Source organism: Sulfitobacter sp. CB2047 (assembly GCF_000735125.2).
Taxonomy (GTDB): Bacteria; Pseudomonadota; Alphaproteobacteria; order Rhodobacterales; family Rhodobacteraceae; genus Sulfitobacter; species Sulfitobacter pontiacus.
The window spans coordinates 2,734,974-2,750,189 of record NZ_CP072613.1; the positions used below are offsets into that span (position 1 = coordinate 2,734,974).

Genomic DNA, 15,216 nt, shown 5'->3' on the forward strand with positions numbered 1-15,216 from the left:
CCCTTGTTGTTAACGCGGGTTTGGGTTCAGGCCGCTCGGCGACCTAAATGCTGTGTTGCGCGCAGAATGTCGCGCTGTGCTATTTCATTGAGTGATGCGGCCAATGTGTTCATCGGATCACGCTGCGACGGGATGGCCCTGTCCAACGTCGTGTGAACACTCGCGTCAATTGGGCCAAGGGAAAGGTCGCGGTGAAACGCATCGACGGCTGCTGCCCCGGCGGCCAGATCGCCCTCCACCAAAATCAGCGCATGCGCCAGAATGCGGCGCTGCCGGTTGCCAACAGGGCGTATGCGCTGCGCGGTGCCAACGGCTTTGCGGCCCTTCAAGGACAGGTTCCATGCGCCGTCACAAAAACTGTTCGGGGTCGCACCCGTCGCCCAACCGGCGGGGATTGCATTCTGAATGAGCCGTGTGATCAGGCGGTAACCATCCTCAATGGAGAACGTCCGATCAGCGGTAAACGCCAGCGCGAGGTTTAACACCCCCGGACCTTGGGGGACCGCGCCGCCGCCCGTGGGGCGCAGATGCAACGGCCAGCCGCGCTTGGCTGAATTACGCTTCGCCGTTTCAAATCCGGGCTTGAGCCTCAGGCTTGCCGGACAGACAAGCGCGCGGCGGCGTGGGCTCCAGAGACAGGTTACAGCGCCTTGCGCCGCGAAGGCCGCTGCCTCAAGGGCAAGCCCCTCGGCCACGCCCTCCACATATGTGAGAGGTGCGTTCACACCGCCATCCCTTCAATCTCTTCGCAGATGGAAGTCAGCAGATCACCCGCTGGTGCACCATCAAGCGCGCGGTGATCAAAGGTCAGCGACAGGCCCACATGGGGGCGCAATTCGATCCCGCCATCCGCGCCCCGTACCGCGCGATCCGTCATACGCCCAATGCCAAGAATGCAGATTTGCCCTGCGTTGATGATCGGCGTGAAATGTTCCACCCGCGTGAGGCCGAGGTTGGAGACGGTGAATGTGCCGCCCGTCATTTCTGTCACGGTCAGCTTGTTGATCTTAGCCCGCGTGGCCAGATCCTGCCGCGCCGCACGTAATTCGGTTACATCCATCGCATCGGCACCGAACATGGCAGGGGCGACCAACAGATTGCCGGGCAAGGCGATAGCCACCGACAGGTCAACCGCATCAGACAAATGCACCTCGCGCCCCTCGACACGTCCGTTTGCCTCGGGGTTCTTTTTCAGGGCGCGCACCACAGCCAGCATCAAGAGATCCTCAACAGATATCTTGGTACCTGCCGCGCCCAGACGGGTTTTTTCGGCCATCAGCGCCGTCGCATCGGCGCTACCGTGGTGGGTCAGCTGCGCGCCTGTCGCGAGGCTTTTCACCATGGCATCCGCGATCATGCCGCGCACGCCTTTGAGAGGGACAACTTTGGTCATTCGACCGACCCGATGACGGCACCCTTGGGCACAACGGCATCGGCCTCTTCCTTGATCCGCAGGGTGCCAGAGGCTGGTGCGTTGATCTCGTATTGCACTTTGGCGGTCATAATCTCGACCACCAACGCGCCTTCTTCGACGGTCGCGCCATCATCAGCAAGCCAGCCGGTGATCACTGTTTCTTCGTCCTCTTCCCAGAGGTCGGATGGGATGACGATATCTGTTGCCATTTGAAGTGTCCTTTCCTGTTCGGGGTCGCGCTGCATGCGACCCCGTTGATTAGTGATTTGTTGGTTTTGGTTCGGCTCAGGCCGCTTGCATCTCGTCCCAGGCAGCGACGATCTTGTCAGGGTTGGGCAGGCAAAACTGCTCCATCACCCGCGCGAATGGGATCGGCACATCGGGGAAGGCAACGCGTTTCGGCGCGGCCTTGAGAACCGAGATATCATGCTCGGTCACGGAGGCGATGATTTCGCCGGACAGACCATAGCTCATGTAGTCCTCGTCCACGACGATCAGCCTGCCGGTCTTGGCGACACTGGCGCGGATGGTGTCACGGTCCAGCGGCACAAGGCTGACAAGATCGACGACTTCGGCGCTGACGCCTTGTTCTTCAAGCTTCTTGGCGGCCTTCAAAGCGTTGTGAACGCCCATGCCGCAACTGACGATGGATACATCCTTGCCTTCGCGCACGACCTTGGCCTTGCCGATTTCCAGAGTGTAGGTCTCTTCCGGCACATGCACAGTCGCCCCCGCCTCGGTGCCAAGCCAACCCATGCCCTGTAGCCCCTTGTGGTACATGTAAACCACCGGACTGTCGTCGCGCATGGCGGCCGTCATCAACCCTTTGGCGTCATAGGCATTGGATGGGGCCACAACCTTCATTCCGGGCAGGTGAGCAAAGGTGCCGTACAGACACTGCGAATGCTGGCCGCCATCGGAATAGCCACCACCGGTTGAGGTCATCAGAACCATTGGCACTTTCACGTTGCCGCCGGAGAAATAGATGTTCTTGGCCATCAGATTGTAGATCGCATCAAAGCAGACGCCAAAGAAGTCGACGAACATCAGTTCGACCACCGGACGCATGCCATCCTGCGCCGCACCAACAGCGGCACCGATAAAGGCAGTTTCCGAAATCGGTGTGTCGCGGATGCGTTCCGCCCCGAACTCTTCGATTAACCCACGGGTGTTGCCATAGACGCCACCCAGAGGGCCGATGTCCTCACCCATCACAAAGACGGAGGGATCGATGCGCATTTCCTGTGCGGTGGCTTCGGCCATGGCGCGGGCGATGGTCAGTTTTCTCTCGTTCGATTTGGTCATGTCTCTCCCTCCCGTTTATGCTGCGAACACGCGCGTCAGCGCATCTTCGGGGGCTGCATCATCGCTTTCGCGGGCGAACTTGATCGCGGCATCAACGCGCGCAGCAGATTCTTCCTCGATCGTGTCCAAGTCCGCCTCACTGGCAGAACCTTCGGCGAGCAATCTTTCCCTCATTTTCGGGATCGGATCTTTTTCAAACAGCGCGTCCTTTTCCCCTTCGGGGCGATAGGCCTCGGCGTCACCCATAAAGTGGCCCGCTAAACGGTAGGTTTCGCATTCCAGCAGCGATGGGCCTTCACCCGCTCGTGCTCGGGCAATCGCCTCGCCTGCTGCTTCAAAGATGGCATAGGGGTCGTTGCCCTCAATCCGTTTGCCAGGGATGCCATAAGCCGCCGCGCGGTCTGCATGGCTGCCGATGCTGCTGGCGGTTTCTTTTGCGACAGAAATGCCCCAGCCGTTATCCTCGACCACGCAGATAAAGGGCAGGTTCCAAACGGCGGCAAGGTTCATCGCCTCGTGCCAGCCGCCTTGGTTCACCGCGCCTTCACCGACGAAAGCCACGGCCACGCCCGGCTTGCCTTGCATTTTACGGCTCAGCGCCGCGCCGACGGCGGGGCCCATACCCTGCGCGATAATGCCAGAACAGGCAAAGTTCACATTGTCATCAAACAGATGCATGTGTCCGCCACGACCACCGGATAAGCCGGTTTTCTTACCGAAGATCTCGGCGGCCATTTTGTCCAGATCGACGCCTTTGGCGATGGCCTGATGATGTGGACGGTGGGTGGCTGTGACCACATCCTCGGGAGTCAGGTGCGCACAAACCCCCACCGCCACTGGCTCCTGCCCGTCGGACAGGTGCATTTCACCCGGGATCGGCCCATTGGCCATGTTGAACGCCGGTGATTTTCCCTCGAAATAGATCTTCGCAATGGCTTCTTCGAACCTCCGGCTCGTGACCATATTGCGATACATCCAATGCTGTTCTTCGCGTGTTGGTGACATGAATTCCTCCTCCCATGTGCGCGGCCTCTCCCTGCCGCATGAACGCTGGAAGTAGGATTGAACCTGTTGGGCTGCGGAACAATGACGCTGACGCCCACGCGGGGCTTGATCGCGCAAACTGTCTCACCGTGAGACAGTTTGAGACACTTTGATCCAGAGTGTGGCGCACCTTGAGCAGGAATTGCTCTGCGCGTCGAAGAAAGACGGACATCGACTCAGCAATAAAGCGGCACGCAATTTATATTCAAAATCCGAATTCTGTAGCTAACTTCACCCCCGTTTATCCAAAATTTGGATCATCTCATCATAGGGGCACGAAAAAGAGCTTCGGCTCACAACTCAAGCCCCGCGCAAAACAGGGCACCACAACGGAGAGATGCTATGAAGTACGAGAATTTCACAACGTTTAGCGTCGATGTCAAAGATGCCATCGCTACCGTGACGTTCGATTATGGAACGGTCAACGTTCAGGGACAAGAGATGCTCGCCGACCTGAACAGCCTTGCAATGCGGCTTGAGCGGGACCGCGATACAAAGGTTGTAATCTTCCAGTCGGCGCACCCCGAAATCTGGGTGGCGCATTACGATACGGAGCTTCTTAAAGATATGGCGATCGAAGCCGTTTCGCGCGAAAACGCGGTATTGCTTGACCTACAAATGGTATGCGAACGGATTAGCAGGGTGCCGCAAGCGACCATTGCGAAGCTGGAAGGGTTTGCACGTGGCGGAGGCCATGAACTGGCACTGGCGCTCGACATGCGGTTCGCCGCGCGTGGCAAGTACAAGTTTATGCAAATGGAAGTCGGCATGGGCATTCTGCCCTGTGGAGGCGGCGCGTCGCGCATGGCCCGTCAAACAGGTTTGGGCAAAGCGTTGGAAATTATCCTTAGCGCAAATGATTACGACGCAGATGATGCGGAACGGTTCGGCACAATCAACAAGGCGCTCGAACCCGATGAGATCGGGCCCTACGTTGACGCGCTGGCGCGGCGCATTTCCAAATTTCCCGCGGCTTCGATTAACGCCTGTAAGCAGATGGTTTACGAATCTATCGACAAACCAATTGAAGAAGCCCTGAAGGCTGAGGCCTATTGGCTTTATCAAGCGACCAGCAAAACCCCGGCCATCAAGCGTTTCACAGTGGCTGACGAACAAGGGCTTGAGCACGACATCGAGAACCAGCGCAACTGGGGCGATCTGGTCATGAAGGTTCAAGACATCAACTAAACTCCCCTTTTTAAGGGCACTACTCAAGAACCGCGCCAGTATTCACGGTGCGGTTCTTTCTGTTTGGTCGCCGTCCACGCGCAGATGAGAGCATTACCTTCAGAATCCGAAAACTGAACTCCGAATTGCACCGATTACCCAAATATTCAGACGTGTTAGTTCTGTGTCAACAAACACATTGAAAGGAAAATCCGATGAAAACCATGGCCCTCTCCGAATACGGACCCAACTCCGCCTTTGCATTGACCGAGCTGCCCAAACCAACCGCAGACACCGGTCATGTGATTGTTCGCGTTCAAGCAACCAGTATCAACACAATCGACATGATGATCCGCAATATGGGCACGGACCTTGGTTTTGCCCCCGCTACACCTGCTGTTTTGGGCATGGATTTTGCTGGCACGATTGAAGAAGTCGGCGAGGGTGTGACCGGTTTCGCCGTGGGCGACGAAGTATATGGCTGCGCCGGTGGTCTGGCCAACCTTCAGGGCGCTCTGGCGGAATACATGCCGGCTGATGCACGGCTGATCGCGAAAAAGCCGAAATCCCTATCCATGCGCGAAGCGGCCGCGATCCCGCTGGTCGGGATCACCGCTTATGAGGGGCTCAAGCGGGCCGGCGTAAGCGAGGGCCAGAAGGTGCTTGTGCATGGCGGTTCTGGCGGTGTCGGGCACATCGGCGTGCAATTGGCCCGGTCACTGGGGGCGGAGGTTTATGCCACCGACAGCGGCGATGAACGCCTATCTGTTGTGCGTGCTCTTGGTGCCGAAGCGATCGATTTCAAGGCGGAGTCCGTCGAGGACTACGTCGCCAAGCACACAGGTGGCACAGGTTTTGATGCGGTGCTGGATACAGTCGGCGCTGGCAACCTGACGAACTCATTCAACGCGGTCGCCCTGAACGGCCACGTGGCCACCACCCTCGCGTTGGCAGAGCTTGACCTGTCCCCCGCCCACCTGAAGGGTGCCTCACTGCATGTCGTATTCATGCTGATCCCGATGTTGCATGACAAAGACCGCGCAGACCACGGTGCAATCTTGGCCGAACTGGCAAAGCTGGTTGATAGCGGCGCATTGAAACCGGTCGTGGATGAGCCCCAGTTTGCCCTTGAAGAGGTCGGTGCAGCCTATGACCGCCTCGCCAGCGGCAAAGCAATCGGCAAGGTGGTCGTGGACGTATAACGCACCGCAAGGCGCGTTCGGCATGGCGCGGCGGGCTTCGGCTCGCCGCGCCATTCGTTTTTCCGAAATAGGATTTTAAAGAAAAACGGCGCCCCAACCCGAACTGACGATTATATCTATTAACCGAATTTTGATTACAAAATATGCCCGTTTATCAAGCTGAGAGAGATCAATAAGTATTGCTTATCAAACCTGCTCCAACATAAGAAGGATGCCCCTAAATGACCCTTTCATCTCTTCAACAAGCCCGTGCCATTGCGCGCCCAAGCCGGGAACAAATGCTTAACCGCGAGTTCTCTGTCCAACAATTCTGGAACCAGAACCGCGATCTGTTTGAACGCGCTTGGTCAGAATGGCAGACGGAGAACGAGGCTAAGCTGCCTCAGCTCGACAGCTCTATTTTCGATCCAAAACTGCGCGCGGCCGTGGAACAGGCATGGGCAGACCCGACAGCCGAAGGTGCGGTCAAGGACCTGTGGGAAGAAGTCTTCCCCGGAGTCTATCGCGCGCAATTCTTTGATGTCGAACGCCTTGCGGCCCTGCGTGAATACCTTGACGGCGTTGCCGATGCGGACATCCCATTGCGCCCCCCTTACGGGATCGTGCTGAACCGCGGTGGTGCCATGCTTGACCCGCGCTCCGAAGGGTATCTTGCCGCGCCCGGGTTTCAGGGCTTCTACCGCGAGATGATGGACGCCTACATGCGGCCCGTGTCTCGTCTGCTGTTCCCTGACGTTGTAGGCTACGACACACAAACATTCGGGTTCTCTATCCGGTGGCAGGCCAGCAAAGATACGTCCCTGCGCCCTCATTCGGATGCCTCTGCGGTGACACTAAATATCAACCTGAACCTGCCCGGCGAAGGGTACTCCGGTTCGGCCGTCAGCTTCATCGATCCGGTTTCACGCCGCGTTGAAAAACTGACTTTTGAACCCGGCACCGCACTGATCCACCACGGCAGCGTCCCCCACGCGTCCGAGCCGATCACTGAAGGCGAACGCTATAACTTTGTTCTGTGGCTGTATGGTCAACACGGACAAATTCCGCATGGCAGCACGCCGACGCCGCAAATCTCGGCCAAGGACAGGTGGTCCGTACCAACGGAAGAATTTGACAATTTCGCGCCGTTCTAAGGCCGGGTTGTCCCTTAACATAGCGATATATTCGGGCGGTTCAGGCCGCCCGAATATGCGACGGAAATAACGTGCGGCATGCCTGTAACATAAGGTCCATTGAGCGCCTGTGCATCATGCGTTTATTCTCATCAACGGGGGTCCGACGCGCCGAGAGCAACCAACAAATAGCTAAAAGGGATGCTAAGCATGGAAAGCTTTGCCAACGATCTTAGTCAGATGCAGCGGACGCCCTTGCATGCGGACCATGTCGAAGCGCTGCGACAGGTTGGAACGATACGGACGTATGGCGCAGGCGACACGATCATTCGACCCGGTGATCCGCTGGAGGAATTGCTTTATATTGAAAGCGGCGAGATAGAGGTTGTGCATCCGATTACGCAGGAGCGGACAATCGCGGCCACGATGGGGCGATCCCAATTTACCGGTGAAATCGGGACGCTATCCGGTGCGGTGTCGATGATCCAAATGAGGGCGTGTGAAACCTCGACGGTGATCGCGGTCCAAAACGCAGACCTGATTAAACTGATGTCCCGCATCCCAGAGATGAGCGATATTATCCTGACCGTCTTTGCGGCGCGACGGCGCGGAAACATCGAGCATGGACAAACCGAGCTCAAGTTGATCGGCGCGGATGTTGACAAGGATATTCAGAAGATCGCCGTCTTTGCACAGCGCAACCGGATCGCGGCGCAACTGATTGATCTTGATAGTGCCGAGGCCGACGCGGAACGCACAAGCTGTGATCTACAAGGTTGTGGCCCTGCGGTGATTTTTGGCGGTGAGGTGATTTACGATCCGACGCCGGAAAAGCTCGCTCGGACATTGGGGCTTGAACTGGTGATCCCGAACGGCGAAGTGGTCGATGTCCTGATTGTCGGGGGCGGGCCTGCGGGCGTAGCCGCAGGGGTCTATGCTGGTGCCGAGGGGCTATCTGCCGTCGTCGCAGAAGATATCGCCATCGGTGGGCAGGCAGGCACCTCCAGCCGGATCGAAAACTACATGGGATTTCCAACGGGAATTTCAGGTGGAGACCTTGTATGGCGCGGCGAAGTCCAAGCGATGAAATTCGGCACCCGATTTGCCATGCCATTGCGGATCGAGGCATTAGCCTATCGTGACGACCGCTTTTACGCGACCTGTTCAAACGGACGCGAACTCTGCGCACGGTCGATTGTGGTGGCTACGGGTGTTCAGTATCGCAAGCTGCCGATCCCGCGACTGGAAGAATTCGAAGGCGTCGGCGTTTATTATGCCGCCACAGAAATGGAAGCTCGGTTTTGCCGAAACTCGGAAGCCATCGTTGTAGGCGGCGGCAATTCCGCGGGGCAAGCGGCCATGTTCCTCAGCCGCACAGCTGCGCATGTGCATCTTCTGGTGCGCTCCGGCAGCCTTGCCGCCTCTATGTCGGACTATCTGTCGTCGCGCCTTGAGGCCGATCCACGGATCACGATCCATTACCAAGCAGAAATTTCTGATCTGCATGGCGATGACAAGCTATCCGCAGTGACGGTGAAAAACAAAGCCGACAGCACGCATCATCGCTATGACAGCCGCACAGTTTTCATCATGGCGGGGGCGGCACCCAATACAGATTGGCTGGCCGGGCACGCCGCGTTGGACGATAAGGGCTTTGTTCTGACAGGCACCGAAAACGGTGGCCGATCGCCGTTTGAAACATCGACCCACGGCATTTTTGCAGTTGGCGACGTGCGGTCCGGCTCGGTCAAGCGAGTGGCGTCATCGGTGGGCGAAGGCTCGGTCGTCATGAGCGAGGTCTGGAACCATTTGAATAGCTGAACCCCAGTTGAAAATTTGACGGAGCCCCTCATGCACGTAGATTTTGAAGACGGAGAAACAGGGGGACGCTATGTCCTCCGAACCGAGGGTGGCGAGGCCGTCTCGACCTTCTCCAAAGCTGGAGATAAGATCGTCATCATCGACCACACCGAAGTCGACGACGCCTTGCGGGGTCGCGGGTACGGGCAGATGCTTATTGAACAAATTGTCGCTGACATGCGAAAGCAAAGCAAAAAGATCGTGCCGCTGTGCCCCTTCGCCGCCTCACAGTTTCGAAAACACCCCGAATGGGCTGACGTGCTGAATTAGGCTTATATAGCGTAGAGAAACACGAACATTTTCAAAAATGTAAGCGTCTCGTTTTGTGAAATAATGAGACCCTTGTTGGCGAACGCCTTGAGGTCAACCTCACGCCCAGTCCAATCCAATCCGGCCATATATGCCCTGCTGAGTATATCGGGCACCATAATCCAAAACGGCGCTGTTCGGTCGTGGGTCGCAAGTTACCGGTCATTGTAAAAACCACTTCACTGCCGCAAAGTCGGCACCTGCGCCATCTTTTGTTTGATAAACGATCTGAATTGCCGGACCCTAAGCGGCTCGATCCCGCCGGGCGGGCGCATGAAGTGAATGTTCCACTCCGGCGCGACGCTATATCTGTCCAGGACAGTTACCAGTTCACCACTTTCAAGATGCTCGGCAACTTCCCATGTACATTTGCGCGCGATGCCAAAGCCGGAAATGGCAGCTTCGGTAACACCCTCTGCAAGATTGGTCACAAAACGGCCCGCAACTTTGACGGCATCTTCCTCCCCATGAGGCCCTTTGAACTTCCAGTTCTGCAATGCATCGCGAATTACGCAGTCAAAATGAACCAGGTCCTGTGGCGTTTGTGGCGTGCCCATCGCTTTTAGGTAGTCTGGCGCAGCAACCAGAATACGTGGACATGAACTAAGCTTTTGCGCCTTGAGGCTCGAACTTTCCAGAGCACCCAACCGGATAGCACAATCGAACCCGTTATCCACGATGTCAAAAACCGTATCACTAAGGTGGAGTTGCACGGTCAAACCCGGATGCATCGACAAGAATTCCGTCACAAATGGCGCAATGTACTTCCGCCCGAATGAGGCAGGGCCAGCCAACCTTAGAGTGCCGCGCAGGACTTGATTTTCGCCACTTACGTCAAGCATGGCGTCCTGCACCGTCTCGAAAATCCGCTCTGCATGTTTCAGCAAGCGCTCCCCTTCAAGCGTCACACTGACACTTCGAGTTGTCCGGTGCAAAAGCTGCGCGCCCACTTCGGATTCGAGTGCCTGAATGCGTTGCGTCGCGCTCGTCGGCGACAAACCAAACTCTGCACCGGCCTTACCGATAGCTCCCAACCGCGCTGCCCGAACGAACAATTCCAGCAATTTCAGATCGTTAATCATTATTTGCCACAGCCGAATAGTGTATTACTTTTTGAAGCCATTATCATTCGTTGGTTTCATAGTATCTTACTCCCGGCAACGAGCCAAGACACTTCACCACGAAAGTATATGACATGATGAAACACTCCGTTCTGCCCATAGCCGCAATAGCCCTGGCGCTAAGTTCGCAGCAATCCTTTGCACAAGAAGCCACCGAGATCGTGAAATTTTCGGATGTTACTTATCAGCCGCTCAACCCAGCACGCGGAGACGCAGCACCTCAGGCCGGCGTGCTCTGGGGGGATATCGCCAAAGACGTGCCCACCGGTGCCATTATCAAATTCGGAGAGAACTTTTCTTCGCCGCCCCATATTCACAACATCACCTATCGGGGCATCGTTATCGAAGGTGCTGTCCACAATGATGATCCCGATGCCGCAAACATGTGGATGGGGCCGGGCTCTTTTTGGTCACAGCCGGCGGGTGAGCCTCACATCACATCTGCGGCGGCAGAGGGCGGCGCAACGATCTTTTTGGAGATCCTCGAAGGGCCATATCTGGTCCGGCCGACCGAAGAGGCTTTTGACAATCACGAACTTCCAGTGAATTTGGATTCAAGCAACGTTGTCTGGCTAAGCACGGATGATGTGACATGGATCGATCAGCCCGCCGCCAAGGACAACACGGCCGCCCCACAGCTCGCCTACCTTTGGGGAGAGACCAGCGCAAACAATGCAACATTCCTGAAAATTCCGGCAGGAACTTCCGGCACGCTCGAAAGCAATGCTGGATTGCTCCGCGCTGTCACAATCTCCGGCAAAACGGACCTAACCGTCCCGGAAGGCTCCACAGAAAGCGATCTAGTTCCCGGCAGCTATTTTGGCTCCGAAACAGGCGGATCATATGATCTGTCTTGCCAGATCGAAGATGATTGCATGCTGTATGTGCGGGCAGAAGGCAAATACACTTTCACCGGGAAGTAATCGCAGTGCCGCGGTCGTTTGAAAGATGGCTCTAGTCCCACCTTCAAGCGATCGCGGTCCACTGGCAAAGAAAATAGCAAGCCCCTGTATCGTGCATCCGCCTGCTTTTCTGAAATCGAACAAACCGGAACGTGGATCTGTCGACTTTGGGCAGGCCAGCTTTTTAGAAAGACAATGAAGTCTTAGCCGCTCGTGATACGCCCGCTTTCACCATTGCCTTCCCCATGCTTCGCACCTGCAGCGAACGACCGCTTTCCGCCCAAAACGACCATTCGTGCTTTGTCGCACCATCGGAACTCTGTCGCCTTGCCGCTCCCTATGCGCCGCTTGCAGACCAAGAAACCGAATTGCATAAAGCTAAATACCTGCAAGCAAGCGAATTTGATTTAGAACGGTAAGTCTGCACCAAACCACGACGCGGTCGACAGGATCGATGCATTTACCTATGTAACTGGGTACACGAATTAGAGTAACGAGCAGCGCGCGGTTTGTGTCAGGGCTTTGCGACCGGCGACACCAACGGAACTTTCAATCGCACGACCAACCCCCGCTCCTGCGGCAACAGCTCGACGTCACCACCGTGACGGCGCAGGACATCCTGAACGATGGCAAGCCCAAGCCCGCTGCCCTCCCCTTCGCTCAATTGACCGAACCGTTGAAACGCGGCCTGCGTGCTGTCTTTGGGGATGCCGATGCCGTCATCTTGTACGGTCAGCACCGCATACCCCGCCTCGGCCACGGTGCTCACGCGGATCGCTGAGAGGCCTGGCCCCCCATGGGACAGCGCGTTTTCAAGTAGATTGGTGATGGCCTCACCCAGCAGCACGCTATCACCATTCACGGGCAAAGGGGCAGGATATGGCTCGAAGCCAAAGCCTATGTCCCGCGACAGGACCGTCGGGGCAAAGTCACTGCAGACTTCGGCAGCGACAGCGTTAAGTTCCAGTCTATCGAATGTTGGTGCCTCGTCGTAGCGCAACCGTTCGAGAGACAACAACTGATTGGCGAGCCGCGCCGATTTACGTGCGGCGGCGATCAATTCACGTTCGCGCAGGCGACGCTCTTGCGGGTCGCTGACATCTGGCAAAACCTCGGCCAATGACAACAGTGCGGAGGCGGGGTTGCGCAGCTGATGCGCGGCGTTGGAGATAAAGACCTGATGGTCCTCAATGCTCTGGCGCACCTGCCCGAAAAGCCGGTTCAATGTAGCGACAATACCAAAGACTTCTGCCGGGACCGGGCGGCGGATATCGCGCAGGTCATCGGGAGATCGGTGTTGGATCGCATCTTGTAAATCGTTCAAGGGGCGCAGGCCGATCTTCACCCCGAACCAAACCACCAAAGCAAGTGCTGCCATCAGGCTGGCGATCAACGCCGCCGCGCGGCGCGCCAAGGCGGCGGCGAAAGCATTGCGATCACTGTCCCTTTGCCAGACGGTGACGATCGTATCGCCCGTGAGGTTGCCGATGGTCGTGCTCTCCGCCATCCGCAAAACCCGCACAGGCTCGCCCCGATATTCCGCCATCGTGTAGTTCAGCCGATCCTCGCCCGCCCGACCGCCAGAGACGGGGGGATAGGCATAGCCGGTGATGTAGATGCCACCTGGGCCCGTGACATGGTAAAAAAGCTCACCGCCCCCGGCATCCGAGACGAAATCCCGCGTGCTGGGAGAAAGCGCATCCCCGCCTGAGATTGCCACATCGCGAGAGATTGCCAAGGCCGCGGCCAGCAGGCTCCGGTCGAACAGGGTTTCAGAGGTGCGCTGCGCCACTTCAAAGCGCCAAAACCCCAGAACGATCGAAAGCAGCAGCAGCGGCGGCAGGATCAGCATGAACAGCCGAGAGCGCAGCGACATCGAGGTCATGCGCTGTCGACCTCCAACATATAGCCCAGCCCACGGGCGGCTTTGATGCGGATGCCGAAGGGCTCTAACCGTTTGCGAAGACGGGACACATGCGGCTCGATGGCGCTGTCTTCCTGCGCGGCCCCGGTGCCATAGACGTGGGTGATCAGTTGGGATTTCGAGACGATCCGCCCGCGCCTTTCGAGAAGGCATTCAAGCGTCGCCAGTTCTTTACGAGGAAAAGCCAGTGGCTGCTCCCCCTCCAGCAGCTGCCGGTTCGTGCGGTCAAAGACCAAGGGGCCAATCGCGTCGCGGGCGGCGAACTCAAGGTTTTTGCGCCGCGCCATGGCACGCAGCCGGGCCTCGAGCTCATCCATCTCGAAGGGTTTGGTCAGGTAATCATCGGCTCCGGCATCCAGCCCTGCTACTCGCTCTGAAGTCTCCGCCCGCGCGGTCAGCAGGATCACTGGCGTGCCATCGCCACGGCGGCGCAGACGGCTCAGAACTTCCAGCCCGTCACAACCGGGCAAGTTACAGTCCAGCACGATCAGGTCAGCCCCCTCATGTCGCAAGAAAATGTCAGCATCTTCCCCGTCATGCAGCAGGTCCACCGCATGGCCCCGATCGCGCAAGCGATGGGCAATTCCCTGTGCCAGAGCCTCATTGTCTTCGATGACTGCAATGCGCATGATTAAAACTTAATCCTGATGCGCAAGTTTCGCGCAAGGTTGGAAAGGCAGTGTGCCCGTGTTGGAGGAGGGATTCGTTCCCTGAAACAAATACGAATTACGGCAGGCGTGAAAGTCTGACCGATACAGAATGTCTACGGGAGGACACCAATGACTATCAAGTATTTCGCCGCAACCGCTGTATCTGCTGCTTGCCTTGCCGCCCCGGCGCTGGCCGAAGTCGACTTTGCAGGGAAAACCATCGAGTGGGTCATCCCCTTCTCGGAAACCGGCGGCTCGGCCAAATGGGCCAACTTCTTTGCCCCGCTCTTGTCCGAGGAACTTCCGGGCAACCCCACCGTCGTGGTCAAATTCATGCCGGGCGCGGGTTCAACCAAAGGTGCCAACTGGTTCCAAGAGCAAGAACATGACGAGGGCACGGTTCTTTTCGGCACCTCCGGCTCGACCCAGTTCCCCTATCTGCTGGACGATCCGCGCGTGCGGTATGAGTACAGCGACTGGAAGCCTGTCATGGCATCGGGCACCGGCGGGGTCGCCTATCTGAACCCCGCGGACGGTGAGAAATTCGATGGCACCGCCAATAACCTTAAAGACATCAACTTCATCTACGGCTCGCAAGGGGCCACGCGCCTTGACCTCGTGCCGCTGCTGGCATGGGAAATGCTGGGCATGAATGTAGAGCCGGTTTTTGGCATCAAGGGCCGTGGCGATGGCCGTCTGATGTTTGAGCGCGGCGAGGCCACGATCGATTACCAGACCTCGTCAAGCTACCTCGGGGCCTCTGCCGATCTGGTCGAAAAGGGTCAAGCCGTGCCGATGATGACATGGGGCGCGCTGGACGACGATGGCAACATCGTTCGTGACCCCACCTTCCCCGACATCCTGACCTTCAAGGAAGTCTGTGAAGCCACCGAGGGCTGCGCGACCGAGGGCGAGGCTTGGGACGCGTGGAAAGCCTTCTTCATCGCAGGTTTTCCGGTGCAAAAGATCGCCTTCCTGCCCGCAGGGACGCCCGATGACGTGATCGAAACCTACACGGCAGCCTTCGACGCGGTGCGCAACCGCGAAGATTTCGCTCAAATCGCCGAGAAGCGCGTCGGGAAATACCCCGTCTTCGTAGGTGAAGGCGCGGCAAAGGCGACGCAGCGCGGCACGACCGTCTCTGCAGAGGCGAAGGCCTTCGTCACCAACTGGCTGCAAGAAGCCTATGGCGTTTCGCTGAAGTAA

The 15,216-nt window shown here is 57.5% G+C and carries 15 protein-coding genes; 7 read left to right on the forward strand and 8 right to left on the reverse strand.

The window, feature by feature from the left end; translation table 11 throughout:
- Window positions 1-26: 26 nt before the first annotated feature.
- The 5 genes from IV89_RS13435 to IV89_RS13455 form a co-directional block, all read right to left on the reverse strand.
- Window positions 27-725: a hypothetical protein gene (locus IV89_RS13435; protein ID WP_037943489.1), complete on the reverse strand. Its 699-nt coding sequence runs from the start codon at window positions 723-725 to the stop codon at window positions 27-29.
- Window positions 722-1,393 carry a 2-oxo acid dehydrogenase subunit E2 gene (locus IV89_RS13440; protein ID WP_037943488.1) on the reverse strand — a complete coding sequence of 224 codons (672 nt, stop codon included), beginning with the start codon at window positions 1,391-1,393 and terminating at the stop codon, window positions 722-724. The genes IV89_RS13435 and IV89_RS13440 overlap by 4 nt, the downstream gene beginning before the upstream one ends.
- Window positions 1,390-1,623, reverse strand: coding sequence for a biotin/lipoyl-containing protein (locus IV89_RS13445; RefSeq protein ID WP_005851830.1), 234 nt, complete (start codon window positions 1,621-1,623; stop codon window positions 1,390-1,392). Before IV89_RS13445 ends, IV89_RS13440 begins: the two co-directional genes overlap by 4 nt.
- Window positions 1,624-1,699: 76 nt before the next feature.
- Complete coding sequence (locus IV89_RS13450; RefSeq protein WP_037943486.1) at window positions 1,700-2,719, reverse strand: alpha-ketoacid dehydrogenase subunit beta; 1,020 nt, start codon at window positions 2,717-2,719, stop codon at window positions 1,700-1,702.
- 15 nt (window positions 2,720-2,734) lie between these two features.
- Window positions 2,735-3,724, reverse strand: a complete 990-nt coding sequence (locus IV89_RS13455) for a thiamine pyrophosphate-dependent dehydrogenase E1 component subunit alpha (RefSeq protein ID WP_235183752.1) — start codon at window positions 3,722-3,724, stop codon at window positions 2,735-2,737.
- Between the two features lie 381 nt (window positions 3,725-4,105).
- Between IV89_RS13455 and IV89_RS13460 the strand changes: the two genes are divergently transcribed.
- From IV89_RS13460 to IV89_RS13480, 5 genes are all read left to right on the forward strand, one after another.
- Window positions 4,106-4,951 (forward strand): enoyl-CoA hydratase/isomerase family protein, encoded by an 846-nt coding sequence (locus tag IV89_RS13460; RefSeq protein ID WP_037943485.1) that lies wholly within the window; start codon window positions 4,106-4,108, stop codon window positions 4,949-4,951.
- Window positions 4,952-5,145: 194 nt separating this feature from the next.
- Complete coding sequence (locus tag IV89_RS13465; protein ID WP_037943484.1) at window positions 5,146-6,132, forward strand: zinc-dependent alcohol dehydrogenase family protein; 987 nt, start codon at window positions 5,146-5,148, stop codon at window positions 6,130-6,132.
- A gap of 221 nt (window positions 6,133-6,353) precedes the next feature.
- On the forward strand, window positions 6,354-7,265 hold the full coding sequence (locus IV89_RS13470) for a 2OG-Fe(II) oxygenase (RefSeq protein ID WP_037943481.1): 912 nt from the start codon (window positions 6,354-6,356) through the stop codon (window positions 7,263-7,265).
- Window positions 7,266-7,454: 189 nt separating this feature from the next.
- Window positions 7,455-9,065 (forward strand): FAD-dependent oxidoreductase, encoded by a 1,611-nt coding sequence (locus IV89_RS13475; protein WP_037943478.1) that lies wholly within the window; start codon window positions 7,455-7,457, stop codon window positions 9,063-9,065.
- 30 nt (window positions 9,066-9,095) lie between these two features.
- Window positions 9,096-9,374 carry a GNAT family N-acetyltransferase gene (locus tag IV89_RS13480; RefSeq protein ID WP_107277671.1) on the forward strand — a complete coding sequence of 93 codons (279 nt, stop codon included), beginning with the start codon at window positions 9,096-9,098 and terminating at the stop codon, window positions 9,372-9,374.
- Window positions 9,375-9,592: 218 nt separating this feature from the next.
- Here IV89_RS13480 and IV89_RS13485 read toward each other — a convergent pair whose 3' ends face one another.
- Window positions 9,593-10,495, reverse strand: a complete 903-nt coding sequence (locus tag IV89_RS13485; RefSeq protein WP_051843915.1) for a LysR family transcriptional regulator — start codon at window positions 10,493-10,495, stop codon at window positions 9,593-9,595.
- Between the two features lie 113 nt (window positions 10,496-10,608).
- Here IV89_RS13485 and IV89_RS13490 point away from each other — a divergent pair, with 113 nt between their 5' ends.
- Window positions 10,609-11,457, forward strand: a complete 849-nt coding sequence (locus IV89_RS13490; RefSeq protein ID WP_037943473.1) for a DUF4437 domain-containing protein — start codon at window positions 10,609-10,611, stop codon at window positions 11,455-11,457.
- 493 nt (window positions 11,458-11,950) lie between these two features.
- Here IV89_RS13490 and IV89_RS13495 read toward each other — a convergent pair whose 3' ends face one another.
- Window positions 11,951-13,321 carry a sensor histidine kinase gene (locus tag IV89_RS13495; protein ID WP_037943471.1) on the reverse strand — a complete coding sequence of 457 codons (1,371 nt, stop codon included), beginning with the start codon at window positions 13,319-13,321 and terminating at the stop codon, window positions 11,951-11,953.
- Window positions 13,318-13,989 carry a response regulator transcription factor gene (locus IV89_RS13500; protein WP_005851808.1) on the reverse strand — a complete coding sequence of 224 codons (672 nt, stop codon included), beginning with the start codon at window positions 13,987-13,989 and terminating at the stop codon, window positions 13,318-13,320. Before IV89_RS13500 ends, IV89_RS13495 begins: the two co-directional genes overlap by 4 nt.
- Window positions 13,990-14,139: 150 nt before the next feature.
- On the opposite strand from IV89_RS13500, the gene IV89_RS13505 reads away from it, so the two are divergent.
- The gene (locus tag IV89_RS13505; protein WP_037943468.1) at window positions 14,140-15,216 is read left to right on the forward strand and encodes a tricarboxylate transporter; all 1,077 of its coding nucleotides are present in this window, start codon (window positions 14,140-14,142) and stop codon (window positions 15,214-15,216) included.

Coding starts and splice junctions, on each gene's coding strand:
- IV89_RS13470 (WP_037943481.1), top strand. CDS start 6,354: ATGACCCTTTCATCTCTTCAACAAGCCCGTGCCATTGCGCGCCCAAGC.
- IV89_RS13505 (WP_037943468.1), top strand. CDS start 14,140: ATGACTATCAAGTATTTCGCCGCAACCGCTGTATCTGCTGCTTGCCTT.
- IV89_RS13485 (WP_051843915.1), bottom strand. CDS start 10,495: ATGATTAACGATCTGAAATTGCTGGAATTGTTCGTTCGGGCAGCGCGG.
- IV89_RS13500 (WP_005851808.1), bottom strand. CDS start 13,989: ATGCGCATTGCAGTCATCGAAGACAATGAGGCTCTGGCACAGGGAATT.
- IV89_RS13460 (WP_037943485.1), top strand. CDS start 4,106: ATGAAGTACGAGAATTTCACAACGTTTAGCGTCGATGTCAAAGATGCC.
- IV89_RS13445 (WP_005851830.1), bottom strand. CDS start 1,623: ATGGCAACAGATATCGTCATCCCATCCGACCTCTGGGAAGAGGACGAA.
- IV89_RS13455 (WP_235183752.1), bottom strand. CDS start 3,724: ATGTCACCAACACGCGAAGAACAGCATTGGATGTATCGCAATATGGTC.
- IV89_RS13450 (WP_037943486.1), bottom strand. CDS start 2,719: ATGACCAAATCGAACGAGAGAAAACTGACCATCGCCCGCGCCATGGCC.
- IV89_RS13440 (WP_037943488.1), bottom strand. CDS start 1,393: ATGACCAAAGTTGTCCCTCTCAAAGGCGTGCGCGGCATGATCGCGGAT.
- IV89_RS13475 (WP_037943478.1), top strand. CDS start 7,455: ATGGAAAGCTTTGCCAACGATCTTAGTCAGATGCAGCGGACGCCCTTG.
- IV89_RS13480 (WP_107277671.1), top strand. CDS start 9,096: ATGCACGTAGATTTTGAAGACGGAGAAACAGGGGGACGCTATGTCCTC.
- IV89_RS13490 (WP_037943473.1), top strand. CDS start 10,609: ATGATGAAACACTCCGTTCTGCCCATAGCCGCAATAGCCCTGGCGCTA.
- IV89_RS13465 (WP_037943484.1), top strand. CDS start 5,146: ATGAAAACCATGGCCCTCTCCGAATACGGACCCAACTCCGCCTTTGCA.
- IV89_RS13495 (WP_037943471.1), bottom strand. CDS start 13,321: ATGACCTCGATGTCGCTGCGCTCTCGGCTGTTCATGCTGATCCTGCCG.